General features: G+C 72.1%; 22 protein-coding genes. 7 read left to right on the top strand and 15 right to left on the bottom strand.

All coding sequences use genetic code 11. The features are described 5' to 3' along the window. The first annotated feature begins 102 nt into the window (after positions 1 to 102). On the top strand, positions 103 to 1644 hold the full coding sequence (locus tag BFF76_RS01650) for a hypothetical protein (RefSeq protein ID WP_031098077.1): 1542 nt from the start codon (positions 103 to 105) through the stop codon (positions 1642 to 1644). Here BFF76_RS01650 and BFF76_RS01645 read toward each other — a convergent pair. Genes BFF76_RS01645 through BFF76_RS01635 form a run of 3 tightly spaced genes read right to left on the bottom strand, consistent with a single transcriptional unit; the run spans position 1613 to position 5783 of the window. After that, entirely contained in the window at positions 1613 to 2857 is a 1245-nt protein-coding gene (locus tag BFF76_RS01645; protein WP_065846822.1) for an MATE family efflux transporter, read from the bottom strand. The genes BFF76_RS01650 and BFF76_RS01645 overlap by 32 nt on opposite strands. Next, entirely contained in the window at positions 2854 to 4542 is a 1689-nt protein-coding gene (locus tag BFF76_RS01640; RefSeq protein ID WP_031098080.1) for a hypothetical protein, read from the bottom strand. The genes BFF76_RS01645 and BFF76_RS01640 overlap by 4 nt, the downstream gene beginning before the upstream one ends. Continuing rightward, positions 4539 to 5783, bottom strand: a complete 1245-nt coding sequence (locus BFF76_RS01635; protein ID WP_065846820.1) for a glycosyltransferase — start codon at positions 5781 to 5783, stop codon at positions 4539 to 4541. Before BFF76_RS01635 ends, BFF76_RS01640 begins: the two co-directional genes overlap by 4 nt. Positions 5784 to 5946: 163 nt before the next feature. Between BFF76_RS01635 and BFF76_RS01630 the strand changes: the two genes are divergently transcribed. Beyond that, on the top strand, positions 5947 to 6396 hold the full coding sequence (locus BFF76_RS01630; RefSeq protein ID WP_031098087.1) for an FAD synthase family protein: 450 nt from the start codon (positions 5947 to 5949) through the stop codon (positions 6394 to 6396). Here the strand turns inward: BFF76_RS01630 and BFF76_RS01625 are convergent. Beyond that, positions 6365 to 7096: a CDP-alcohol phosphatidyltransferase family protein gene (locus tag BFF76_RS01625; protein WP_065846819.1), complete on the bottom strand. Its 732-nt coding sequence runs from the start codon at positions 7094 to 7096 to the stop codon at positions 6365 to 6367. The genes BFF76_RS01630 and BFF76_RS01625 overlap by 32 nt on opposite strands. Before the next feature lie 58 nt (positions 7097 to 7154). Here BFF76_RS01625 and BFF76_RS01620 point away from each other — a divergent pair, with 58 nt between their 5' ends. Continuing rightward, entirely contained in the window at positions 7155 to 7889 is a 735-nt protein-coding gene (locus tag BFF76_RS01620) for a tyrosine-protein phosphatase (protein ID WP_338058029.1), read from the top strand. 6 nt (positions 7890 to 7895) lie between these two features. Here BFF76_RS01620 and mnhG read toward each other — a convergent pair whose 3' ends face one another. The 8 genes from mnhG to BFF76_RS01575 all read right to left on the bottom strand — a co-directional run bounded on the left by mnhG (position 7896) and on the right by BFF76_RS01575 (position 16517). Then, a complete protein-coding gene (gene mnhG, locus BFF76_RS01615) occupies positions 7896 to 8297 on the bottom strand; it encodes a monovalent cation/H(+) antiporter subunit G (protein WP_031098093.1) in 402 nt (133 codons plus the stop codon). After that, the gene (locus tag BFF76_RS01610; protein ID WP_031098094.1) at positions 8294 to 8617 is read right to left on the bottom strand and encodes an MrpF/PhaF family protein; all 324 of its coding nucleotides are present in this window, start codon (positions 8615 to 8617) and stop codon (positions 8294 to 8296) included. The genes mnhG and BFF76_RS01610 overlap by 4 nt, the downstream gene beginning before the upstream one ends. Then, entirely contained in the window at positions 8614 to 9246 is a 633-nt protein-coding gene (locus BFF76_RS01605) for a Na+/H+ antiporter subunit E (protein WP_031098096.1), read from the bottom strand. The genes BFF76_RS01610 and BFF76_RS01605 overlap by 4 nt, the downstream gene beginning before the upstream one ends. After that, positions 9243 to 10892, bottom strand: a complete 1650-nt coding sequence (locus BFF76_RS01600; protein WP_053931142.1) for a Na+/H+ antiporter subunit D — start codon at positions 10890 to 10892, stop codon at positions 9243 to 9245. Before BFF76_RS01600 ends, BFF76_RS01605 begins: the two co-directional genes overlap by 4 nt. Beyond that, positions 10889 to 11482, bottom strand: coding sequence for a Na(+)/H(+) antiporter subunit C (locus tag BFF76_RS01595; RefSeq protein WP_031098100.1), 594 nt, complete (start codon positions 11480 to 11482; stop codon positions 10889 to 10891). Before BFF76_RS01595 ends, BFF76_RS01600 begins: the two co-directional genes overlap by 4 nt. Next, a complete protein-coding gene (locus BFF76_RS01590) occupies positions 11479 to 14382 on the bottom strand; it encodes a Na+/H+ antiporter subunit A (protein WP_065846817.1) in 2904 nt (967 codons plus the stop codon). The genes BFF76_RS01595 and BFF76_RS01590 overlap by 4 nt, the downstream gene beginning before the upstream one ends. A gap of 603 nt (positions 14383 to 14985) precedes the next feature. Further along, positions 14986 to 15387 (bottom strand): RidA family protein, encoded by a 402-nt coding sequence (locus tag BFF76_RS01580; RefSeq protein WP_065846815.1) that lies wholly within the window; start codon positions 15385 to 15387, stop codon positions 14986 to 14988. Further along, positions 15384 to 16517: an acyl-CoA dehydrogenase family protein gene (locus tag BFF76_RS01575; protein ID WP_065846813.1), complete on the bottom strand. Its 1134-nt coding sequence runs from the start codon at positions 16515 to 16517 to the stop codon at positions 15384 to 15386. The genes BFF76_RS01580 and BFF76_RS01575 overlap by 4 nt, the downstream gene beginning before the upstream one ends. 91 nt (positions 16518 to 16608) lie before the next feature. On the opposite strand from BFF76_RS01575, the gene BFF76_RS01570 reads away from it, so the two are divergent. From BFF76_RS01570 to BFF76_RS01560, 3 genes are all read left to right on the top strand, one after another. Continuing rightward, positions 16609 to 18228: an AMP-binding protein gene (locus BFF76_RS01570; RefSeq protein ID WP_065846810.1), complete on the top strand. Its 1620-nt coding sequence runs from the start codon at positions 16609 to 16611 to the stop codon at positions 18226 to 18228. Between the two features lie 4 nt (positions 18229 to 18232). After that, positions 18233 to 19054, top strand: a complete 822-nt coding sequence (locus tag BFF76_RS01565; RefSeq protein ID WP_031098108.1) for a PaaX family transcriptional regulator — start codon at positions 18233 to 18235, stop codon at positions 19052 to 19054. 102 nt (positions 19055 to 19156) lie between these two features. Further along, on the top strand, positions 19157 to 19615 hold the full coding sequence (locus BFF76_RS01560) for a hypothetical protein (protein WP_051834736.1): 459 nt from the start codon (positions 19157 to 19159) through the stop codon (positions 19613 to 19615). Here the strand turns inward: BFF76_RS01560 and BFF76_RS01555 are convergent. Further along, the gene (locus BFF76_RS01555; RefSeq protein ID WP_065846808.1) at positions 19602 to 21887 is read right to left on the bottom strand and encodes a bifunctional salicylyl-CoA 5-hydroxylase/oxidoreductase; all 2286 of its coding nucleotides are present in this window, start codon (positions 21885 to 21887) and stop codon (positions 19602 to 19604) included. The genes BFF76_RS01560 and BFF76_RS01555 overlap by 14 nt on opposite strands. 4 nt (positions 21888 to 21891) lie before the next feature. Continuing rightward, positions 21892 to 22719: an enoyl-CoA hydratase family protein gene (locus tag BFF76_RS01550; protein ID WP_031098116.1), complete on the bottom strand. Its 828-nt coding sequence runs from the start codon at positions 22717 to 22719 to the stop codon at positions 21892 to 21894. 288 nt (positions 22720 to 23007) lie between these two features. Here BFF76_RS01550 and BFF76_RS01545 point away from each other — a divergent pair, with 288 nt between their 5' ends. Further along, on the top strand, positions 23008 to 23457 hold the full coding sequence (locus tag BFF76_RS01545; RefSeq protein WP_031098118.1) for an ATP-binding protein: 450 nt from the start codon (positions 23008 to 23010) through the stop codon (positions 23455 to 23457). On the opposite strand, the gene BFF76_RS01540 is transcribed toward BFF76_RS01545, so the two are convergent. Next, complete coding sequence (locus tag BFF76_RS01540) at positions 23414 to 24883, bottom strand: amino acid permease (protein ID WP_065846806.1); 1470 nt, start codon at positions 24881 to 24883, stop codon at positions 23414 to 23416. The genes BFF76_RS01545 and BFF76_RS01540 overlap by 44 nt on opposite strands. Between the last annotated feature and the right edge of the window lie 47 nt (positions 24884 to 24930).

Genomic DNA, 24930 nt, shown 5'->3' with positions numbered 1-24930 from the left:
TCCCCTCGACTGCGGCCAATAATTCACAGGGTAGTCATCGCGCCCCCTCAAGTGGGCTGATTCGTTAGAGTGTTCAGCGGTTCACTGATCCCGGGGGGGCGCATGACGTCGGTGCACACATCGGCGCAGGAGGGGGCCGCCCGCGCGGTCGCGCGTCCGGAGTGGGCACGGGCCCAAGGTGGCGTCCCGGAGCCGCCCGAGCGGCCGATCGTCTGGTCGATGCTGTCGCGGGCCCTGTCCGTGCCGCTCATCCTCGGCCTGGTGTGCTTCCTGCCCGCGGTGATCGCCGCCCAGCCCGGCAGCGGGGTCCGGGACACCGCGTACTGGCTCCAGTTGGTGCTGACCTGCTATGCGGGGGCCCGGCTGGCGACGATGATCCTCTCCACCCGGCGGCGGCTGCTCCAGGGCGTCTTCTGGATGTTCGTGTACATCGCGATGGGCGTGGCGCCGTTCGCCCAGGTGGTGATCGGGCAGACGCCGACGCCGATGGTGGGACCGCGCCAGGACCTGATCACGGCCATCGCGATGGTCCTGGTGGGGTGTGCCGCCTTCGACCTGGGGGCGCTGCTGGCCTCTCGGCGCCCGCTGCGGCGCCGTACGCCCTCCGCGCGGAGCCCGGGCGGAGGACCGGCCGTGGCCCATCCGCTGCGGCTGCGACTGCTGGTGCTGCTGGCGTTCGCGGCGAGCGCGTTCTACGTGATGAAGCTGGGCGGGCCCTCGGTCTTCTTCTCCAGCCGGCAGGAGATCAACGAGACCGTCGCGGCGAGCGGGGTGGTCTCGGAAGGGTCCAATGTCGGCTCGGCGTTCATCAAAGGCTTCGGCCAGGTCCCGGCACTGCTGGCGCTGCTCTTCTACACCCGCCGTCTGGCAACCTCCTACCGGGCCCGGCGCACCCCGTCGACGGCGCTCGTGTGGGTGGCACTGGTGGCGCTGAACCTTGTGGTGAACAATCCGGTCTCCAACGCCCGTTACTGGTTCCTGACGGTGCTGATGGCCTTCGTGTTCACCGCGTTCCCGAGCAGTGCGGCGATCTACCGCATGGTGCTGGCGACGGGGGTGGTGGGGGCACTGGTGGTGTTCCCGTACGCCGACAAGTTCCGGTACGACGACGAAGCACAGCGGCCCGCACAGTCGGCCTCGGTCTTCGAGCCGCTGGTGACCAAGGACTACGACCAGATGGTGATGTTCGCCAACACCATCTCGTGGGTCGACACCCGGGGCCACACCTACGGCCGCCAACTGACGGGCTCCGCACTGTTCTTCGTGCCGCGCGCGGTGTGGAGCGGGAAGCCGGAGGACACCGGGGTCCGGGTCGGGCAGTGGATGGGGCTGCGGATGACCAACCTCTCGGCCCCGCTGTGGACCGAGTTCTGGGTCGACTTCGGCGCCTCCGGGGTGATCGGCGGGCTCGCACTGATCGGTTACTCGGTGGCGCGCACCGACCGCCGGTACGCGCTGGCCGTCACCCGGGCGGGACCCGGCCCCGGGAGCGTGCTGGCCATCGCCGCGCCGCTGATCGCCGGATACACCTTCATCCTGCTGCGCGGCCCGCTCCTGCAGGCGGCGGGGAAGCTGGCCATCGCCGCGCTGTGTCTGCTGCTGATCAGCACGTTCAAGGAGCAGAGGGCAGCGCGTCGGCGGTGACGGTCTCGTCGGGCGCCGGCTTGCGGCGGCGCAGCCGGGCCACCCTGGTCCAGGTGGCGGCGGCCTTGCAGACCGATCCGAGGCACAGGCCCCAGGCGGCTCCGGGGACCCCGCCGAGGGCGTAGCCCCCTGCCATGAACGCCACGGCGGTGAGCGAGAAGACCACCTGGATGCTCAGCGTCGTGCGTGGGTCGAGCACGCGCAGGGCGAGCAGCCCGCACGTGCCCACGGCCATCGCCGCGTACTGGCTGCCGGTCGCCGGGAGCAGGGCGGCGGCCGCCGGCCAGGTTTCACCGAGGAGTTCGCGTCCCGCCGCCTCGGGCAGCAGGGCCAGTGCGGTGGCCCAGAGCGCGGCGGTGGCGGCGAGTACGGCGGCGAGTCCCGCGGTGGCCCGTGTCCGGCGCCGCTCGTCGCCGATGCGGCTCAGCAGCGGCGGGCCGAAGGACGTGGCGGAGGTGAACAGCACGTTGAGCGGGCCGAACAGAGTGGTCGCCCCGCGCAGGGCACCGACCAGGAGCGGGTTGCCGACGGCCCCGAGGCCGAGGACGGAGAGCTGGCTGGTCGCGTTGCCGACACCGAACTCGACGACGAACCGCTGCCCCAGGTGGCCGCGCCGCAGCAACGGGCGCAGCAGCAGCGGGGTCCCGGCCGTCGAGCGGTGCAGCAGCACGGCTGACAGCAGGAGGGCCGGCAGGGCGGACAGCCCCCAGACCGCGATCAGCCGGGCGGGGGCGGCCCCGTGCTCCTGCACGGACAGCGCGGCGAGGACGCAGACCAGCCTCAACAGGTCGGCGCCCAGCGCGAGATGGGGCCGCTGGAGGGTGGAGAAGGCGTAGCGCAGGGCGTCCTGTCCCATGACGACGGGCAGGACGAGGCCGAGCATCACGAGGGCGCGGGCGGTGCCACCCGGGACGAACAGGCAGACGGCGGCGAGCAGAGCGCCGAGAGCGGCCGAGGCCCCGACGGTGAACACGACGGCCGAGCGGCAGGCCCCCCTGGTGTCCTCGCCCGCGCCGCGCCGGAGGACCAGCGGCTGCCCGGTGTACGCGCCGAAGACGCCCAGCAGCACCGTGAAGACGAGGTAGACCGCGGAGAAGCGGGCGAAGTCGGCCAGGGTGGAGAGCCGGGCCGCGGCCACGAGCACCAGGATGTTGGTGAGCGCGGCCACGCCCTGGTCCGCGACCGAGCAGAGGATCGCGGTCCGGGCTCTCACCGGTGCGCCCCCGGGAGGGTGAAGGAGCGCAGCCCCATGGTCTCGTCCGGATTCCGGGTGATCTCCGGCGCGTCCGCTTCGAGGGCCGGAGCGCCCGGCCCACGGCCGCCCCGGCGCCGGCCGGGCTCGGTCCGGCGTTCGGTGCGGCCCAGCCGGCCCCGGCCGGAGTGGAGCAGGGCGCCGAGCACCGAGCCGCCGGAGGCTCCGATGATCTCCCGGATGCGTTCCAGGTCGCTGCGGTGCACCTCGCGCGGGTCACAGACGATCACGACGCCCTCGACCCGGTCGACGAGGGCGACCGCGTCGGCGTACGACAGCACCGGCGGGGCGAGGACGATGACCACGGCGCCGGGGCGGTCGGCCTCGGCGACGATCCTGCCGACGGACGCGGAGGTCAGGGCGCGCGGCACGTTGTCCGCCATGGTCCCCGCCACCAGCGCGAACGCCCCGGACCCCGGCACGTCGACGTTGGAGCGGCCGCCCGCCGGCCAGCTGCGGTCCTTCTCGTCGGCGGCCCAGCTCGGCGGCCGGACCTCATGGGCGGCCGGCCCCAGGTCACGGGCCAGCGAGGGGGTGCGCAGGTCGGCCTCCACGAGCAGGACGTCGCGGCCCATCTCGGCGAAGGCGGCGGCCAGGTTGACCGCCGCGGCGGCCGCAGCGGCGTTGTCCCCCCGCGGGGCGGTGACCAGGAGCCGGCGCCTCTCCGCGAACGACGGGTCGTAGGCGAGCCGGAAGGCGACCGCTCGGTACTCCTCGGCGAGCCGGGAACCGCTGCGCCCGATGGCGAGCAGGGCGCCGGCGGCGGCGCGTTCCCTGGGCAGGGTGCCGAGCAGCGGTGCCCCGAGGGAGCGGACGAGTTCGCGGGGGGAGCGCACGGCGGGGTCGAAGACGAGACGCACCCAGGAAAGCAGCAGTCCGAGGGCGAGGCCGACGACCGCGCCGAGCCCCAGGAGCAGCGGGAGACCGGCGCCCGCGGGCTCGGTTGGGGCGACGGGCTTCTTGTTGAGGTAGCCGGGGGTGGTGTCGAGTGCCTTGAGTTCGGAGATCTTCCGGCTCAGTTCGGAGATGGAGACGATGATGTTGGCGCGTGCGCTGCTGACGTCGTCCTCGGCACCGACTCCGGTCCGTTCCTCCAGCAGGTCGCGCTTCTCCTCCAGCGGTTCGAGCTGGGCGCGGTAGCCGTTCGCCATGTTGTCGATGCTTTCCTGGGTGCGCGCCTTGCGGTGGGCGAGGTAGCCGTTGGCCAGGGCTTCCGCGCGGACCCGGGCCTGCTCGGGGGATGCGCCGGTGTAGGAGAAGCGGAGGGTCAGGGTGTTGGGCGGGTTGGTGACCTGGAGGCCGGTGAGCAGCTTGCGGGCGGTGACGTCGTCGCCCTTCTTGAGCAGGGTCCCGGCGGCCAGGTCGCCCACGGTGTCACTGACCGCGGTCTGCCGTTCTGAGCCGATGTTGATGCCCTTGTCGGCGGACGCTCCGGTGGAGAAGGGATCCGCGGTGGCGGACCGCACCTGCACCTCGCCGGTGGCCGTGTAGGTGTCGTCGCCGCTCAGGGCGAGGAGACCACCGCCGAGAAGGCCCGCGACGATGCCGCCGGCGAGCAGCGCCCGGTAGCGCAGGAGCTGGCGGAACTGGTCGCGCAGCAACGCCGGTTCGTCCTGGTCGTCCAGGGGACGGATCTGGTGCGTCATGGGTGTGCTCCCCCTCGTGTGTCCCCGGTTCGCGTGGCGCCGGTTCCTGCGTCCCCGAGTGCCTCGGTGAGCAGGGCGTCGAAGCGGGCGAGGCCCGCCTCCCTGCTCAGGTGCTGTGCGACGTAGTGCGGCCCGTGCGCGCCCAGTGCCTCCGCCGCCGCGGGCTCGGCGGCCAGCCGGCGTACGGCGGCGAGGAGCGCGGCCGGGTCCTCGGGGCGCACGAGGACGCCCGCGCCCGAGCGGCGCACCTCGTCGGCGGTGCCGCCCTCACCGGCCACCGAGGCGACGACGGGGCGTCCGGAGACGAAGTAGGAGGTGAGCTTGGACGGCACGCTCATGTCGAGTACGGATGCCCGCTGGGTCACCGCGAGCACATCGGCGGCGGCGAGCACATCGGTGAAGTCGTCGGCGCCCGCCGGCGGGAGGAATTCGAGGTTGGGCAGGCCCGCGGCCCGCTCGCGCAGTCCGTCGCGCTGGTTGCCGTCGCCCATCAGGACGACCCGGATGTCCGGGGCCAGACGTGCGAGGCCGACCAGGACGTCGAGCCCCTGCTTGAGGCCCATGTTCCCGGAGTGCAGCAGTACGGGGGTGTCCTCGGCCCAGCCCAGCCTGGCGCGGGTGGCTGCGCGGTCGGCCGAAGGGGGCTGCACATGAGTCCAGTTGGGAACCACCCGGATGCGTCCTGGGTCCACTCCGAGGGCGGTGACGCCGTCCACGAAGCTCTCGTGGATGACGCCGACGAGGGCGGCTCCGCGCAGTGCGTGACGCTCGGCCTTCGCGGCGACGGCCGCCGCCCTGCCTCCCCCGCGGATGCCGCTCTGCGCGGCGGCGGCGCCCATCAGGTCCTGGACGACGGGTATGTGGGGGACGCGGTGACGGCGCGCCAGCCGGGCGGCGATCACGCCGCCCGCGAGGCTCGGCATCTGGGAGATCACCGCGTCCGGGCGGCCGGGCGGCGGAGCGAGGATCCCGTGGACGAGGACGGATGCCTCGAACGCGGCCCGGCGCAGGGCCGTCTGACGGGGCGGCACATAGTGTCTGCGCCGGTGCACGCGCACCCCCTCACGGTTCTCCTCCTTGCGCCACAGCCCCCGGTACCGCTCGTCCACGCTCCAGGCGGGGTAGTGCGGCATACCCGTCAGGACCTCGGTCCTGGCCCCGGACGCCGCCCAGTGCTCGGCGAGCTGCGTGGCGTACGGGCCTATGCCCGTCAGCTCGGGAGCGTAGTTGGTGGAGACCACGAGAAGGTGGCGGTTTTCGAACGGTCTCTGATGCTCAGCAGCGGACAACGGATGATCGCCTTCCCCCCGGAACAGCCTCTTCTCCGAGCTTATCCGTTCACGGGATGCACAAGTGTTCTTCACAGTAAGGTCGTTGCACCAGTTCCACCGTGGGGGGAGAGAAATGGTGCAGCACAGAGTCGGTTACGCGCCGGGGGTGTACGACCTGTTCCACGTAGGACACCTGAACATCCTGCGGCACGCCCGCAGTCAGTGCGACTACCTGGTGGCCGGAGTCGTCTCCGACGAGATGGCCGCGCTGGCCAAGGGCCACACACCGGTGATCCCGCTGCCCGAACGGCTGGAGATCGTGCGCAGCGTGCGTTACGTGGACGCGGCGTTCGTGGAGACCGTTCCGGACAAGGTCGAGACCTGGCAGCAGGTCCGCTTCGACGTCATCTTCAAGGGCGACGACTGGCGTGGCACGGAGAAGGGCCATCGCCTGGAGCGGGACTTCGCCGCGGTCGGGGTGGAGGTCGTCTACTTCCCGTACACCGTGCACACGTCCAGCACCCAGCTGCGCCGGGCGCTGGACGTGCTCGTCAGCCGGGACGGAGCGCTTTCAGCTCCCTGAACCACTTGACGAGGAACGCCACGAGGAACAGGGCGTGCACGGCCGCGAGCGCGGCGTACCCGGCCCTGAAGGCCCCCGGTGCGCCGAGCAGCAGGAAGACCAGGCAGAAGACCCCGTAGTCCGCGGGCAGCAGCGCCACGGCCCGCACCCGGGACACCGGGGCTGCGGGGCCCGTGGCGGCCGGTGCGGTGCGGGCCGCCGCCTTGCCGAGCTGCTCCCGGAGCAGTCCCGCGCAGAAGGCGAGCACGGCGACGAAGAGGAAGCCGAGCGGCAGCAGGAGCCAGCCCTCGCCGGGCAGGCCGCCGAAGCGGTGGAACGAGATCAGCACGGCGGCGTGGACGAGGATCATCTTCGCGCAGTCCACGACATGGTCGAGCCACTCACCGTCCGGCCCGCCACGACCGGTCAGCCGCGCGAGCTGCCCGTCGGCCGAGTCGAAGGCGAAGCCGACTGCCAGTCCCGCGTGGACGAGCACCCCGAGCCACCAGGACGGCTCCACGAGCGCCACGGCCGAGATCGCGGCGAAGGTGAACACGGCACTGGTCATGGTTACCTGATTGGGCGTCAGCCCCACGCGGTACGCGCACGCCGCGAGCAGGCGGCCGGCCGGCCGGTTCACGTAGCGCGAGTAGAGCGAGACACCCTTGGACGACTTCTGTGCGCCGCGCAGTTCGCGCAGCACCGTACCCGTATCCGACATACGCCCCCCAGCGCCCGGTTGATCCCCGCCGCATCATCGCAGAATTACTGTGACCGGCGTGGACATACAGAGACGCATCTCGTTCGACCGGCTGCACAACTTCCGCGATCTGGGCGGCCGCAGGTCCGTGGACGGCCGCACGGTCCGCCCCGGCCTGCTGTACCGCTCGGACTCGCTCGCCAAGCTCGAAGGGAGCGACTGGGAACGCTTCCTCGCCCTCGGTGTCCGTACCGTGATCGATCTTCGCTACCCGTGGGAGATAGCGGCCAGGGGCCGGGTCCCGGTCAGCGACCGGTTCGCCTACCTCAATCTGAGCATCGAGCACCGCCCCTACGACCAGGCCGTGATCGACCCGGGACTCGACCCGTGGCGCTATCTCGCCGACCGTTACGCCGAGGTCGCCGAGGACGGGGCGCTGGAGCTGCGGCAGACGCTGAAGACGATCGCGGAGGCAGAGGGCCCCCTGGTCTTCCACTGCGCGTCCGGGAAGGACCGCACAGGTCTGGTGGCCGCGCTGGTGCTGTCCCTGCTCGGCGTCGACGAGAACGGCGTGGCCGAGGACTTCGCCCTCACCGAGGCCGCCACCGAGCTGCTGGTCGCCGACTGGACTGCGGCCCACGACGGCCGCACGCCGTCCTGGCCGGGCTACGGGCGGGCACCCAAGGAGGTCATCCGCCTGTTCCTCGCCGGTCTGACGGCCGAGTACGGCTCGGTGCACGGGTACGTCACCGGCCGGCTCGGGGTCACCGACGCCACGGTCGGCGCGCTGCGCGACCGGCTGCTCGACGGCTGAGGGCCCTCAGTCCCGCTCGGGCCCGGTGTCCGGCTCCCGGGCCGGACCCGGTTCGCGCCGCGGCTCGCTGAGCTGGGCGTCCAGGTCGTCGAAGAGCAGTTCCCCCCGCTCGACCTGCCCCGTCCGGTACGCCGACCGCGCCACCAGGTGGGCCGCGACCGGGCTTGTCATCAGCTGGAAGAAACCGATGAGGACGAGCGTTGCCAGGTCCATCCCGCTGCGCAGCCGCAGCGCGACCCCGGCCAGCACCAGCAGCAGCCCGAGGGTCTGCGGCTTGGTCGCCGCGTGACTGCGCGACAGGACGTCGGGCAGCTTCACCATGCCGACCACCCCGAGGAGGCAGATCGCGGCACCGAGGAACACCAGCACGGCCCCGGCCGTGTCCGTGATCTGCAGCCAGACGTTCACTTGCTCTCCTCCTTGCCGGCGGGCTTCCGGCGTGGCAACGGCTTGTCGCGTACGGCGATGAAGCGGGCGATGCCCACCGATCCGGTGAAGCCGAGGAACGCCAGCACCAGCATGATCGGGAAGTAGAACGGGTCCCGCGCGAACGCGGACTTCGCGCCGAGGCCGGCGATGACCACGGCCGCGAACACATCGAGGGCGATGGCCCGGTCCAGCATGGAGGGCCCGCGGCTGATCCGGAACAGCAGCAGCGCGCCAGCGACGACGACGAACACCACGGCCGCGGTCATCAGCACCCGGTCGACGGTCTCGGGACCGCTCATGATTCCTCCTCTCCGACGTCGGACCCGGCGACCTGCGGTGGCGGCCCGGAGACCCGTCCGATCTCCTCCGGCGTACCGAAGGCCCGGACCGTCAGCTCCTCCAGCCTCCAGACGGAGCGCCGGGCCCGCTCCAGCTCCGCCGGCCGGTCGGCGTCCAGGACGTGCAGGAAGAGCGTGGCCGTGGCCCTGCGCACCTCGACGACGGACCCGCCCGGCAGGTTGGACACGGTGACGGCCGTCGCGGCGAGCATCAGGTCGCTGCGGCAGCGCAGGGGTACGCCGATGACGGCGGGCCGGTGCGGACGGTCGGCGAAGATCTGCCGGGTGACCTTCACCCCCGAGGTGTACATGTCGTAGAGCAGATAGGCGGCGAGCCGCACCATGCCCCACGGATGCAGCCGCAGCCCCAGATCGACCTGCGGCAGCGGGAACGCGAGGCAGACCGCGACCGCGACGACCGCACCGGTGACGACGTTGGCCCAGGTCAGGGTGGACCACAGCAGGACCCAGATCAGGGTGAGCCAGGCGATCAGCGGGAGGTCGAGCACGCGGCGCCTGCGGCCGGCGAACTCTACGCTGAAAGGCGGCAGGTCGGGGTTCCGGTACGACAGGGTGATCAGGCGCCTCACCGGCCGAGCACCTCCTCCACATAGGGCCGGCGCGCGATGAGTTCGGCTGCCGAGCGGTCGGTGAAGGCCGTCAGCGGACCGGCCAGGACGGTGAAGGCGAGGCCGAGCAGGACGGCGCCCGCGGTGGCGGCGGTCATGGCGCGGGGCGGGCGGATCGTGGTGGTGACGGCCCGCCCCTGGAGGGTGGCGGCCACGGCCTGGCCGGCCGGCGCCGGTCCCACCCCCTCGTCGCCCGTGCCGGGGATGCGGTCGGGCCCGAGGTCGGGATCGTCGTCGTCGCTGTCGTCGGCGGCCTCCAGGACGGTGCCGTAGGCGGCCTGGCCCGGTGGTTCGGCCCGCCAGAAGGCCAGATTCCAGATCTTGGCCATCACGTACAGGGTGAGCAGGCTCGTCACGGTCGCGCCGGCGACGAGGACCCATGCCCAGACACCGCCGTCCGCGACGCCGGCCCGCATGAGTCCGAGCTTCCCGATGAAGCCGGACAGGGGTGGGATCCCGGCGAAGTTCATCGCGGGGACGAAGAAGAGGACCGCGAGCAGCGGGGCCGCCCTGGCCAGTCCGCCGAGCCGGGTGAGTTCGTTGGTCCCGCCCCGGCGTTCGATGAGTCCCGCGACGAGGAAGAGGGTGGTCTGGACGGTGATGTGGTGGGCCACGTAGAAGATCGCGCCGCCGTACGCTTCACGGGTGGCTAGGCCGATACCGAAGACCATGTAGCCGATGTGGCTGATGAGGGTGAAGGAGAACAGGCGCTTCAGGTCGGTCTGGGCGACCGCCCCGAGGATGCCCACGGTCATCGAGGCGAGGGCGACGGCCATCAGCAGGTCACCGAGCCGGTTCCCGGGGAAGAGCAGGGTCTCCACCCGCAGCATGCAGTAGATGCCGACCTTCGTCAGCAGGCCCGCGAACACGGCGGTGACGGGCGCGGGCGCGGTCGGGTAGGAGTCGGGGAGCCAGGCGGCGAGGGGGAAGACGGCTGCCTTGATGGCGAAGACGGTGAGCAGCATGGCCTGCACCAGGGTCTGCACACCGAGGGGGAGATCGGGCAGCCGGACGGCCAGCTGGGCGAAGTTGACCGTGCCGGCGGCGGCGTAGGTCATCGCGATCGCCGTGAGGAACAGCATCGAGGAGAACAGCGAGATGATCACGTACGTGGAGCCCGCGCGGATCCGGGGGCCGGTTCCGCCCAGCGTGAGCAGGACGAAACTGGCGACCAGCATGATCTCGAAGCCGACGTAGAGGTTGACGAGGTCACCCGCGACGAAGGTGAGGGAGACCCCGGCGACCAGGATGAGGTAGGCGGGGTGGAAGACGGCGACGGGGGTCTCCTTGTCCCGGTCCGCCATGCCCTGGCCGAGCGAGTAGACCAGGACGGCGAGGGTGACCGCCGAGGAGACGGTCAGCATCAGCCCGGACAGCCGGTCGGCGACCAGGGTGATGCCGAGCGGAGGGGCGTAGTCGCCGAGGTCGACGGAGAGCGGTCCCTGCCGGTCGGCGGCGATCATCAGGGCCACCGAGAGGCAGAGGACGGCGCTGAGCACGGCGACGCTGATGAAGCGCTGGAAGCGGGCCAGCCTGGTACCGAAGGCGAGGCTCAGCCCGGTGGCGCAGAGCGGCAGCAGGACAGGCAGCGGAACGAGCGCGTTCATCCGGTGGCTCCTCGGTCGGCGTCCTTGTCGTTCACGTAGTCCTCCGGGTCGGCTCCGAGCACGTCGTGCCACAGGTCACCGCCTGCGTCCCGGCCCCGGGCCTGCAGGGCCCGGTCGGCACGCAGGCGGGCCCGCAGCCGGCGGTGCTCCGCGCGGTATCGGGCGCGCTCGCCGCGCGTACGGCCGGACTCCGCCCGGTACTCCTCGCGGAGTTCGGCACGCTGCCCCAGCACCTCCGCGCGCAGGAAGATCCGCCGGTCCTCCAGGTCGTCGTGGACCTCGTCCGTGCCGGTCAGCTGGTAGCTGCGATAGGCCATGGCGAGCAGGAAGGCGGTGGTGGCGAGCGTGATGACGATGGCGGTGAGGGCGATGGCCTGGGGCAGGGGGTCGGTGATCCGGCGCAGCGGTACGCCGTAGAGCAGGGGTGCCGCGCCGGCCGGCCCGGTGGCCGAGAGCACCAGCAGGTTGATGCCGTTGCCCGTGATCACGGCGCCGAGCAGGATGCGGGTGAGCGGCCGGGTGAGCATGAGGATGCCGCCGACGGCACACAGGACGACGGCCGTGGCGAGGAGCGAGAAGCTCATGGTCATCGGTTCGGGTCCCCCGTCCCGGCGTCCGACGCGGGTGTCAGTGCGCCCGCCGCCCGCTCGATCTGCCGGTCGACCTTGGCACCCAGGGCCCGCACGATGTCCAGGACCACACCGAGTACCAGCAGGTAGACACCGAAGTCGAAGAGGACCGATGTGCTCAGGTGGTAGTCACCGAACAGGGGCAGGTGCCCGTAGTGGGTCCAGGCGTGCAGCACCGTCCCCTCCGTGAGTCCGCCAAGGGCGACCGCGGTGGACAGGAACAGTCCGAGCCCGGTGAAGAGGCCCGGCTGCAGCGGCGCGGCCTCGGCGAGTTCGAACCTGCCGCCCGCCAGGTAGCGGGTGATGAGGCCGAGTCCCGCCACGAGTCCGGCCACGAAGCCGCCGCCCGGCATGTTCTCCGCGCAGAACAGCAGGTACAGGGAGAGCACCAGGATGGGGTGGAAGACCAGTCGGCCCACCACCTCGAAGACGACGGACCGGTGTTCGGGGGCGAGGGTGGATCCGGCGGCCAGCCAGTCGCGTTCGGGCGCCGTGTCGTCACCCTGCGGAAGTCCGGCCAGCCGTCCGCCCGACAGCGTCCAGGCGGTCTCCCCCCGCAGCTCCTCCCTGTTCATGGAGGTCTCGCTCCTGCGGTGCAGATAGATGAGGCTGGTCACCCCGATCGCCGCCGCCGCGAGCACGGCCGACTCCCCCATCGTGTCCCAGGCCCGCAGATCGACCAGGATGGTGGCCACCACGTCCTTGAGGCCGTGGTGCGCGACCTCCTCGACCATCGGGGTGCCCGCGGGCTCGGCCACGCGTGCGGCGCCCGCCACCCAGACGGCCACGCCGACCGTCGCCGCGGCGACGAGCGCCACCGGGATCCGCAGCGCCCGCCGCCATGTGCCGATGGACTCCTCGAAACGCACCGGCATCCTGCGCAGGACCAGCACGAACACGATCATCGACACCGTCTCGACGCAGAACTGAGTGAGCGCCAGGTCGGGCGCGCCCTGCACGACGAAGAGCAGCGCGGCACCGTAACCCGTCAGTCCTGCGAGGACGACGGCCTTCATCCGGCGGCTGACGGTCAGACAGGAGAGCGCGGCCGCACAGGTCAGCAGGGCCACCGCCCCCTGGAGCGGGGTGTCCCACGCCCGGGGGGCGACCGCTCCTTCCCAGGGGCGGTCCGTGAAGAGGACCGCCAGCTGGCCGGCCAGCATCACCATCAGGGTGATGGCCAGGTAGCCGGGCAGGGAACCGCGCTGGACGAATCCGGTGACCTGGAGGGCTACACGTTCCAGGCCGAGCAGCAGGTGCCCGAACACACTGTCGGCGGTCGGCCAGGCGGCGCGGCGGGAGAAGCGGGCGACCGCCGACCGCCACGCGAAGAGCACCGCACCCCCGGCCCACGTCAGGGCGGACAGCAGCAGGACGAGGCCGAAGCCGTGCCACAGCGCGAGGTGGTAGGGGTGTGCGGGAGCCGGATAGACGTCGGCGTAGGCGGCGAAGAGACGGTCCGTCCATCCGACGCCGGGACCGAGCACGAGTCCGGCGACGGCGAGCACGGCGGGCGGGGCCAGAAGGGCGGCGCCGACGCGGTGGACTGGGGTGTCGGCGACACCGGGCTTGCGGGCGAACGCCCCCCATACGAAGCGGAGGGTGTAGGCCACGGTCAGCACCGAGCCGGCGACGATGACGGCCAGTACCCAGCGGTCGGCGGTGTCGCCGTGCAGCAACGCGTCGAGGGCCGCCTCTTTCGCGGCGAACCCGAGGAACGGCGGCAGGGCCGCCATGGACCCCGCGGCGAGCACCGCGAACGTGCAGACGTACGGCATGCTGCGGGCGAGGCCGGAGAGCTTGCGCAGATCGCGGGTCCCGGCCGCGTGGTCCACGATGCCGGTGACGAGGAACAGCGCGGCCTTGAACAGGGCGTGCGCCAGGATCATCGCCACGGCGGCGAGCGCGGCGTTCCGGTTGCCCGCCCCGGCGAGGACGGTGAGGAAGCCGAGCTGGCTGACGGTGCCGTAGGCGAGCACGAGCTTCAGGTCGTTCAGCCGCAGGGCCCGCCAGCCCCCGAGGAGCATGGTCGCTCCCCCCAGCACCAGGACGACCGGCCGCCAGACCGGGACGTCGGCGAAGGCGGGAGCGAGCCGCGCCACCAGGTAGACACCGGCCTTGACCATGGCCGCGGCGTGCAGGTAGGCGCTGACGGGGGTGGGCGCGGCCATGGCGTTCGGCAGCCAGAGGCTGAAGGGCCAGATCGCCGACTTGGACAGGGCCCCGCACAGCACGAGGACGACGGCCACGGACACGGCGAGGGTCTGATGCGGCGGATCGGCGACGATCGCGGAGATCCGGTAGGTGCCCGCCGCCTCACCGAGGATCAGGAAGCCGACCAGCATGGCGAGGCCGCCGAGTGTGGTGACCGTGAGCGCCTGGAGCGCGGAGCGCCGGTTCTTCTTGAGTTCGCTGCCGTGCCCGATCAGCAGGTAGGAGAAGACGGTGGTCAGTTCCCAGAACACGTAGAGGGTGATCAGGTCGTCCGCGAGGACGAGGGCGAGCATGGCACCGGCGAAGGCCAGCAGGTTCCCGGCGAAGGGAGCCAGCTTGGGCGAGTCGTCGGTGAAGTAGGAGGCGCAGTACAGCAGGACGAGCATGCCCACGCCGGCCGCGAGCAGCACCATCAGCTCGGCGAGGGCGTCCAGGCGCAGGGCGACCGACACGTCGTAGGTGCTGATCCACTCCCACGACCAGGTGACCGCCCGGCCGGACTCGGTGCCGCTCCACTCGGTGACCGCCCACACCGTGGCGGCCGCAGGAGGCAGCGCGAGGACGACGAAGGCGAATCTGCCGAGCCGTCGCACCAGCGGCACCGCGCATGCCGCGAGTACGAAATGGCAGAGGACGAGTACGATCACGACGGGTGTTCCGGAACAAAGGGCACCGAATAGTGATATATCGCCTTGCCCGGTTCACCCGTCCGGCGCGCCGCGCGGCCCGCGGCCCGCCTGCTCCGGTCCGCGGCGGTCGTGGTCGGCACTCGTCCCGCTGTGGTCACAGAACGGCGCCTGCCCTGTTCGCCCGCGGTCACACGGCATGGCATGGGGACTTTCCGGCAGGTGCGCCCCGTGCCCCCTTCCCCTCCGCAGCACCCGGTCGGCGGTCAGGGGCAGATGCAGCGGCCGGTCAGGAAGCTCGTCGGGCATTCCACGGACGCCTTCGCCGACGCGCGGGTGGCCGCGCAGCTCGTCGCACACCGTGAAACCCTCACCGTCGGGCGACGTGTCCACGATGTGCGCGGCCGGCCCACCGGTCATGCCGTCGCCTCCCCGCGTGCGGCAGAACGCGTACGTACTCCTTCAGCCTCGCTCCGGAGCGTGCACGCCGCTACCCGGGCAGACGGGCATCTCCGACACTTCGGCAGGCAGAGGCGCGCACCGCGTACGCACACGGAGGGGCGGTGCGGCCGGCCGCACCGCCCCTCCGTGTGCCGTGTCGGTCCAGCTCCTCCGTGTCCCGTGTCAGTCCAGGACGGCGATGCCGTCCAGCTCGACCTTGGCCTGCTCGTCCCAGAGCCTGACCGTCCCGATGACGGCCATGGCCGGGTACTCACGTCCCGCCAGCCTCCGCCAGATCGTGCCCAGTTCGGAGGCGTGAGCACGGTAGTCGGCCATATCGGTGGCGTACACGGTGACCCTGGCCAGGGCCGTCGGGGCGCCGCCCGCCGCACGCAGAGCGGTGAGCAGATTCACCAGGGCCGTCTCGAACTGCTCCGGCAGCGTGTCGCCGACGACCTTGCCGTCGCCGTCCAGCGCGGTCTGGCCGGCCAGGAAGACCAGCCGGCCGCCGACGGCCGTGACGGCGTGCGAGAAGCCGGTGGGCGGGGCGAGTTCGGCGGGGTTGATCCGGGTGATCGGATTCATGCGTGCGTCTCCTGTGTCGCGTACAGCTCCTTGGCGATGATGGTGCGCTGTACCTCGGTGGCGCCCTCGTAGATCCGGGGCGCGCGGACCTCCCGGTAGAGGTGCTCCAGCAGATGGCCCCGTTGCAGGGCGCGGGCGCCGTGCAACTGGACGGCGGCGTCGACGACGTACTGCGCGGTCTCGGTGGCGTACAGCTTGGCCATGGCGGCGCGCCGGGGCACGCCCGGCTCACCCGCGTCGTGGGCGGCGGCGGCCGAGTACACCAGGAGCCGGGCGGCCTCGGTGCGGGTGGCCATCTCGGCCACCTGGTGCGAGACGGCCTGCAGGTCCTTGAGCGGTGCCCCGAAGGCGGTGCGGTGCGCGGTGTGTTCCAGGGTGGCTTCGAGCGCGGCGCGTGCCATGCCGACGGCGAACGCCCCGACGCTGGGGCGGAAGAGGTTCAGGGTGTCCATGGCGACCCGGAACCCCCGGCCGGGTTCGCCGAGCACGTCCTCGGCGGTCACCGGCACCTCGTCGAAGTCCAGCGCTCCGACGGGGTGCGGGGAGAGCATGTCCAGGGCCGTTCCGGTGAGCCCCGGGCGGTCGGCGGGGACGAGGAACGCGGTGACGCCACGGGCTCCTGCGTCTTCACCCGTCCGGGCGAAGACGGTGTAGAAGTCGGCTTCGGGGGCGTTGGAGATCCAGCACTTCCCGCCGGTGAGCCGCCAGCCGTTCCCGCCCGGCGCGGGCCGTGCCGCGAGGGCGAGCGCCGCCGCGTCGGATCCGGCGCCCGGTTCACTGAGCGCGAAGGCGGCGACCGCGCGCCCCGCACGCACCTCGGGGAGCCAGCGCGCGCGCTGGGCCTCGGTGCCGGCCCGGCGCACCGGACCGGCGCCGAGCCCCTGGAGGGCGAGTGCGGTCTCCGCCTCGGTGCAGCCACGCGCCAGCGATTCGCGCAGCAGGCAGAGATCGAGCGCGCCCGAGCCGAAGAGCCGGTCCAGGAGCCCCAGCCCGCCGAGGGCGGCGACGAGCGGGCGGTTGACGTGGCCGGGCTCGCCCTTCTCCGCGAGGGGGCGGAGCTCGTCGCGGGCGAGGACGTACAGCTCGTCGCACCAGGCGGTTCGAGCGGGATCGAGGGAGAATGCCGTCATACCGGCGCCTCTCTTGTCACGACTTATCGCGGACCGTTGACTACCGTCACTCAAACGATACGCTCCAAGGGCGACAAGGGGGCGATGCTGTATGAAGCCGTCAGGTACCGCGAGCGCGCACACCGACACCTTCGCGCGCGACCATCTCCCGCCCGCCGAGGACCGGCCCGAGCTGGTCTTCGACCTCCCCGAACTGGCCTACCCGGACCGGCTGAACTGCGGATACGAGCTGCTCGACCGCACCGCCGACCGCTTCGGCCCCGACCGTCCGGCCTTCCGGAACGCCGACGGCGGTGTCTGGAGCTACGGCGAGCTACGGGACCGGGTGGACCGGATCGCCCTGGTGCTGGCACACGATCTCGGCGTCGTCCCCGGCAACCGCGTATTGCTGCGCGGCCCCACCACGCCCTGGCTGGCGGCCTGCTGGCTGGCCGTGATGAAGGCAGGCGCGATCGCCGTGACGGTCCTGGACCGGCAACGGGCGTCGGAACTGGCCACCGTCTGCTCCATCGCCCGCGTGCGCCACGCCCTGTGCGACATCAGGTCGGCCGACGACCTGGCCGGGGCCGGGGTGCCCGGACTGCGCATCACGACGTACGGGGGCGGCTCCGCCGAGGACCTGACACAGCTCGCGGCCGCCCGGCCGGGGCCCTGCCCGGCGGTGGACACGGCCGCCGACGACATCGCCCTCATCGCGTTCACCTCGGGCACCACCGGCCGGCCCAAGGGCTGCATGCACGCCCACCGTGACGTGCTGGCCGTGGCCGACACCTTCGCCAGGCACGTCCTGAGGCCGGGCCCGGACGACGTGTTCACGGGCAGCCCGCCGCTCGGCTTCACCTTCGGGCTCGGCGGGCTCGTCATCTTCCCCCTGCGGGCGGGTGCCTCGGCCCTGCTGCTCGAACAGGCCGGTCCCAAGCAGCTGTTGCCCGCACTCGCCGCCCACCGGGTCTCCGTCCTGTTCACCGCGCCGACCGCGTACCGCGTGATGCTCGACGCCCTCGACGGTCATGACCTGTCCGCGCTGCGCCGCTGCGTCTCGGCCGGGGAGAACCTCCCCGCCGCGACCTGGCGGTCCTGGTACGAGCGGACGGGGCTGCGCATCATCAACGGCATCGGGGCCACCGAGCTGCTGCACATCTTCATCTCCGCCGCCGACGAGGCCATCCGGCCCGGCACCACCGGCGTTCCCGTGCCCGGCTGGCAGGCCCGTGTGGTGGACGCGGAGGGCGAGGAACTCCCCGACGGCGAACCCGGCCTGCTGGCCGTGCGCGGCCCCGTCGGCTGCCGGTATCTCGCCGACGAACGACAGCGGGTGTACGTACGCCACGGCTGGAACATCACCGGCGACACCTATGTCCGTGAACCCGACGGCTACTTCCGCTACGTCGCCCGCGCCGACGACATGATCATCTCCGCGGGGTACAACATCGCGGGCCCGGAGGTCGAGGAGGCGCTCCTGCGCCACCCCGACGTGGCCGAGGCGGCCGTGGTGGGCCGGGCGGACGAGCTGCGCGGGCAGATCGTCGCCGCGTACGTCGTCCCGCGCGAGGGCGCACTGCTGTCGGCCGACGACCTGCGTACGCACATGAAGGCCGAACTGGCGCCGCACAAGTGCCCGCGCGCCTTCGAGTTCCTGCCCGCGCTCCCGAGGACCGCGACGGGAAAGCTCCAGCGCTTTCTGCTGCGGGGCACCGCCGCCTTAGAGTGACCACGTGGCCGAGCACACCCCGCGTTCCCTGATCGTCAGCCTCTACGGCGCCTACGGCCGTCAGCCCGGCAACGCCCCGCTGGCGGTGTCCGAGCTGATCCGGCTGCTGCACGCGGTGGGCGTCGACGCCCCCTCCGTACGCTCGTCGGTCTCCCGCCTCAAGCGGCGCGGGCTGCTCGTCCCCGCCCGTACGGCGGACGGGGCGGCCGGGTACGCGCTGTCGCCCGACGCCCGTCAGCTGCTGGACGACGGCGACCGGCGGATCTACCGGCGTCCGGCTCCCCGGACCGGCGACGGCTGGGTGCTCGCCGTCTTCTCCGTGCCGGAGGCCGAGCGCCACAAGCGGCATCTGCTGCGCTCACGCCTCGGCCGGCTCGGCTTCGGCACGGCGGCGCCCGGCGTGTGGATCGCCCCCGCCGGGCTGTACGAGGAGACCCGGCACACCCTGGAGCGCCTCCAACTAGCCCCTTACGTCGATCTGTTCCGCGGTACACACCTCGGTTTCGCCGCGACGGAGGAGGCCGTGGCACGCTGGTGGGACCTGGACGCGATCGCCGGGCTCCACCTGGATTTCCTGGAGCAGCAGGAGCCGGTGCTGCGGACCTGGGAGTCACGGGCGGGCGGGGGCACGACGGATCCGGAGGAGGCGTACCGGGACTACCTCCGCGCGCTCGACTCCTGGCGGCAGCTGCCCTACGCGGACCCGGGACTGCCCGGGGAACTGCTGCCGAAGGACTGGCCGGGCGGGCGCTCGGCGGAGGTGTTCGGCCTGCTGCACGGCCGGCTGCGCGACGTGGGGGCCGGCTTCGTGGGGGCCGGCGCCTGAGCCGCCCGCCGAAACCGGGATGCCCCGAGGCCGTGCGACCCGGCAGGATGAAGCATGACCTGGAACGCACCTCGACCGCCTGCTGATCACCGCGGAGCCCAAGTGGACTCCGGGGAAAGGGAGATACCGGTCGAGCAGGCGTGGCTGATCGCCGCGAACGTCGTGCGGTGGCGGCGCTACGGAGAGGGTGGCCAGGAGTTGCGGCCCGGCACCAAGTCCTACCGGGGCGGCTCCAAGGTGTACGTGATCCAGAGCTATGCGGGAACGGGTCATGAGCAGTTGACGACGATCGGACGCGGGCGCCATACGGGCACGTACATCACGATCGACATGTCGACGCGCAATCTGCACACCTTCCGGGCCGTGCCGGTCCACAGCCCGACCGTGCTGCGGCTGTGCGAGGAGGCGGACGTGGGCGGCTGCTGGACGAACCGCGAGGACGCCGAGGAGCTCGCGGCCCGCCTCGGCCCGCTGGCCGCCGAATACCGCACCACGAACTGGGCCACGCCTCATCCCACCCCGTGCCGCTGCCAGGAGTGCCTGACGCTCAGTCGAGGGTGAGCCGGGGCTTGGGGCCGTCGGTGCGGCCCGTCGGCGGAGTGCGGCTGCCCGCGCGGTACGGGAGCGGCCAGGAGACGCCGGGCCCCGTGTAGCCCTGTTCGGCCGCCGCGTGCAGCGTCCAGTGCGGGTCGTAGAGGTGCGGGCGGGCCAGGGCGCAGAGGTCGGCCCGGCCGGCGAGCAGCAGCGAGTTGACGTCGTCCCAGGAGGAGATGGCACCGACGGCGATGACGGGCACGTCCAGTGCGTTGCGGATCCGGTCGGCGAACGGGGCCTGGTAGGAGCGGCCGTACTCGGGGTGTTCGTCGGCGACGACCTGGCCGGTGGAGACGTCGATGGCGTCCGCGCCGTGGGCGGCGAAGGCGCGGGCGATCGCCACGGCGTCCTCGTCGCTCGTGCCGCCCCGGGCCCAGTCCGTCGCGGAGATCCGTACGGTCATGGGCCGGTCCTGTGTCCACACGGCACGGACCGCGTCGAAGACCTCCAGGGGGAAGCGGAGCCGGTTCTCCAGGGACCCGCCGTAGGCGTCGGTGCGCACGTTGGTGAGCGGGGAGAGGAAGCCGGAGAGGAGATAGCCGTGGGCACAGTGCAGTTCGAGGAGGTCGAATCCACAGCGGGCGGCCCGTCGGGCGGCCTCGGTGAACCGGTCCCGGACCATGTCCATCCCTGTCCGGTCCAGCGCCTGGGGGATCTGGTTGACACCGTGCGCGTACGGGAGGGGCGAGGCGGCGCTGACCGGCCAGTTGCCCTCGTCCAGCGGCTGGTCGATGCCCTCCCACATGAGCCGGGTCGAGCCCTTGCGGCCGGAGTGGCCGAGCTGGACGCCGATCGCGGCGCCGGGGGCGGACTCGTGGACGAAGCGCGTGATCCTGGTCCACGCACCGGCCTGTTCGTCGGTCCACAGCCCGGTGCAGCCGGGGGTGATGCGGCCCTCGGGGCTGACGCAGACCATCTCGGTCATGACGAGACCGGCGCCGCCGAGCGCGCGGGCGCCGAGGTGGACGAGATGGAAGTCGCCGGGCATCCCGTCGACGGCGGAGTACACGTCCATGGGTGAGACGACGACACGGTTGCGGAGTTCGAGGCCGCGCAGCCGCAGCGGGGTGAACATCGGCGGGGTGCCGGGCGGGCAGCCGAACTCCTCCTCTACCGCCCCCGTGAAGCCGGCGTCGCGCAGCCGCAGGTTGTCGTGGGTGACGCGGCGGCTGCGGGTGAGGAGGTTGAAGGCGAACCGCCGGGGCGGCTGGCCGACGTAGCCCGGGAGTTCCTCGAACCAGCGCAGGCTGGCCGCGGCGGCGCGCTGGGTGGACAGGACGACGGGGCGGCGCTCGGCCTCGTAGGCTGCGAGGGCGGTGGGCAGGTCGGGCTGTTCCTCGACGCAGGCCGCCAGGGCGAGGGCGTCCTCGACGGCGAGCTTCGTGCCGGAGCCGATGGAGAAGTGGGCGGTGTGCGCGGCGTCGCCGATGAGGACCGTACGGCCGTGCGACCAGTGCGCGTTGCTCACGGTGGCGAAGGTGAGCCAGGAGGACTTGTTGGACCGCAGCGGCCGGCCTCCGAGGGCCTCGGCGAAGACCTTGGCGCAGCGCTCGGCGGACTCCGTGGTGTCGCAGGTGTCGAGCCCGGCCGCCCGCCAGACCTCCTCGCGCATCTCGACGATGACGGTGGAGGCGCCTCCTTCGAAGGGGTAGGCGTGCAGCTGCATCACGCCGTACTCGGTCTCGGCGATCTCGAAGCGGAAGGCGTCGAACGCGAAGTCGGCGGCGAGCCAGATGTAGCGGTTGCGGTGGTCGGTGACCGTGGGCCGGAAGTGACGGGCGTGGGCCTCACGGGTGGCGCTGTGCACACCGTCGGCGGCGATGACCAGGTCGTGGCAGGCGGCGAGCTCCGCGGCGGGCGGCGCCCCGGTCCGGAAGCGGAGCCCTACGCCGAGGGATGCGCAGCGCTCGTGCAGGATCCGGAGCAGCGTGCGGCGGCCCAGTGCGGCGAAGCCGTGGCCGCCGGAGGTCTGGACAGCGCCCCGGTGCACGACGTCGATGGTGTCCCAGCGGACGAACGCGTCGCTCAGCGCCCGGTACACGACGGGGTCGGCGTGCTCGATGCCGCCCAGAGTCTCGTCGGAGAGGACGACGCCGAATCCGAAGGTGTCGTCGGGGGCGTTGCGCTCCCACACGGTGATCTCACGGCCGGGGCGCAGCCGCTTGAGGAGGGCGGCGGCGTAGAGCCCGCCGGGTCCTCCGCCGATGACCGCGATCCGCCCCGTGTCCGAGGAGGACATCGTGCTACCTGCCCCGCCACTTCGGCGGGCGCTTCTCCGTGAAGGCCGCGTGGAACTCGGCGTAGTCCTCGCCGTGCATCAGGAGGGCCTGGGTGGCGGCGTCCATCTCCACGGACGCGGCGAGAGGCATGTCGAGCTCGGCGGTGAGCAGCGCCTTCGTCTGGGCGAGGGCGAGGGCGGGTCCGTCGGCGAGCCGTCTGGCCAGAGCGGCCGAGCGGATGCCGGTCTCCCCTTCGCCGGTCAGTTCGCTGATCAGCCCGATGCGCTCGGCCTCGGGGGCACGGACTGGTTCGCCGAGCATGAGGATGCGGGTGGCGTGGCCGAGGCCGACGACACGGGGCAGGAGATAGGCGGCGCCCATGTCACCGCCGGACAGGCCGACGGCGGTGAAGAGGAAGGCGAAGCGTGCGGAGGGGGCGGCGACCCGGAAGTCGGCGGCCAGGGCGAGGACCGCCCCGGCGCCCGCCGCCACCCCGTGGACGGCGGCGATCACGGGGAAGGGGCACTCCCGGAGGGCCCGCACGACCTGTCCGGTCATCCGGTTGAAGTCCAGGAGCTGAGCGGTGTCCATCGCGAGCGTGGCACCGATGATCTCGTCGACGTCACCGCCGGAGCAGAACCCGCGCCCTTCGCCGGCGAGCACGAGGGCCCGCACGGAGCGTTCACGGGACAGCTCGGCGAGGAGGTCGCGCAGGTCGGCGTAGGCGCCGAAGGTGAGTGCGTTGAGCTTTTCGGGACGGGCGAGTGTGACGGTCGCCACGCCGTCGTCCGTGGTCAGGCGCAGATGCTCCCAGCGCTCCGTGCGCGGGGCGGAGCCGGTGAACGGGCTCATGGAAGGGTCCCCTCCAGCCGTCGGGCTGCTGCTGATGCACTCCGAAGCTATCACCGATCTGTGACTTCCGTCATGAATGCGCGACAGGACGGGGAGTCGAGTGTGGCGAAGGTCCCCTTTGTGCCGGTCGGCCGACTCTATGTCTGGGGCGTCGCTCTTCGTATGGTTGAGCGCAGGAAGTCCTGGTACGGGCCCCGCATCCTCCGGCGACGGAGAGCGCGGTTCCGGGCAGCCGCCCGGAACGAAGGCCCCCGCAGGATGTCTCGCTCCCGAACGGAAACCCCCGCCTTGCTGTCCGACGTCCCCGCGCCCCCGCCCTCCTCCTGGCGAGTCGCCCTGCCGCACTCGACCGCCGCGGTGCCGATCGCCCGCGCTCTCATCCGTACGGCGCTGGCGGACCTCGACGCGCCCGCGGACAGCGACACCGCCGAGCTGCTGACCGCCGAACTGGTCGCCAACGCCGTGGAGCACACCGACGGCTCGGGGCCCATCGAGCTGGTGGTCGAGCTTCTGGCGTCCGGCTGCCAGGTGGAGGTCCACGATCACGACCCGGGAGCACCCGGTGATCTGTCCAGCCTGCTGCCCGGCAGCGCTCCGGACCCGTGGCAGGAACACGGCCGGGGGCTGATCCTGATCCGCACCCTCAGCTCCGCCTGTGGCCACCGCCCCACCGCGCACGGCAAGGCGGTCTGGTTCACCCTTCCGTCGAGCCGGACGCCGCCCGGTCCCGCGGCCTGACGAGCCGGGAGCGGCTGCGGCCGTATCCCGCGTACACCAGGGCACCCGCACCCAGGAAGACCAGGAACTGCACCCAGGTCGTCCAGCCGGTCCCGTACATCAGGTACAGGCAGAAACCGACGCCCAGGATCGGGCTGACGGGGTACAGCGGCACCCGGAAGGAGCGCTTCAGCTCCGGGTTGCGGCGGCGCAGTGCGATCACCGCGATGTTGACCACGGCCATGATGGCGAGCGTGCCGATGGTCGTCAGGTTCACGACGACGTCGAGGGACGAGAACGCGGCCGGGACGGCGAAGACGACGGCCACGATCCAGGTGTTGGCGACCGGCGTGCGGGTCTTCGGCGACACCCGCTCGAAGACCCGGGGAATCAGCCCGTCGCGGGACATGGACATCAGGATCCGGGTCTGCCCGTACATCACCGCGAGGACGACGGACGCGATGGCGACGACCGCGCCGAAGGCGATGATCCCGCCCCCGACGCTCGATTCGGTGACCTTGTCGACGACCAGCGAGAGCGCGGCGGGCTTGTCCCCCACGGCGTCCGCGCCCAGCGCCCCGATGGCTCCGAGAGCGACCGCGCAGTAGAGCAGGGTGACCACGCCGATGCAGATCATGATCGCGATCGGGATGTTCCGGCGGGGGTTCTTGACCTCCTCGCCCGCGGTGGTGATGGCGTCGAAGCCGATGTACGAGAAGAACGCCACCGACGCTCCCGCGGTAACCCCGGCCATGCCGTGGGGGGCGAACGGCGAGAGGTGCCCGTCCTCGAACGCGGTGAAGGCGATCGCGCAGAACACGACGAGGATGCCGATCTTCAGCACCGCCATCGCCGTGGTGGCTCTCGCACTCTCCCTGACGCCGCGCACCAGCAGGGTGGCCGCCATCATGACCACGACGACCGCCGGCAGATTGATCACGCCGCCGTCGCCGGGTCCCGAGGAGAGTGCCGCCGGAAGGCTCCAGCCGACGAGGCTGTCCAGCAGTTCGTTGACGTACTGGCTCCAGCCGACCGCGACGGCGGAGACCGAGACGCCGTACTCGAGAAGCAGGCACCAGCCGACGAGGAACGCGACCCGCTCCCCCAGCGTGGCGTAGGCGAAGGAGTAGGAACTGCCTGAGACCGGGATGGCACCGCCGAGCTCGGCGAAGGAGAAGGCGGTGAAGATGCAGGTGACGGCGGCCAGGACGAACGAGACCACCACGGCGGGACCGGCCTCGGCGACACTGTCGGACAGCCCGACGAAGATACCGGTGCCGACGATCGCCCCGACCCCGAAGCACACGAGCTGGAAGAGCCCCATGGTGCGCCGGAGGTTGTGCCCTTCCAGGTCGGCTCCGGACTCGGCCAGCAGCAGGTCGGGGCTCTTGATGCGCGCCCCGGTCCTGCGCGAGGGGCTTGGCGGGGTGACGGAGGTGGGACTCATGGGGGGACGGGTTCTCTTCTCTTGGCGGTGCGGGTGCGGGTCCGGCG

It is taken from the genome of Streptomyces mutomycini, from assembly GCF_001700505.1.
Classification (GTDB): Bacteria; Actinomycetota; Actinomycetes; order Streptomycetales; family Streptomycetaceae; genus Streptomyces; species Streptomyces mutomycini.
Note: the sequence above shows the minus strand (reverse complement) of the source record. Positions and strands in the feature narration are given on the sequence as shown.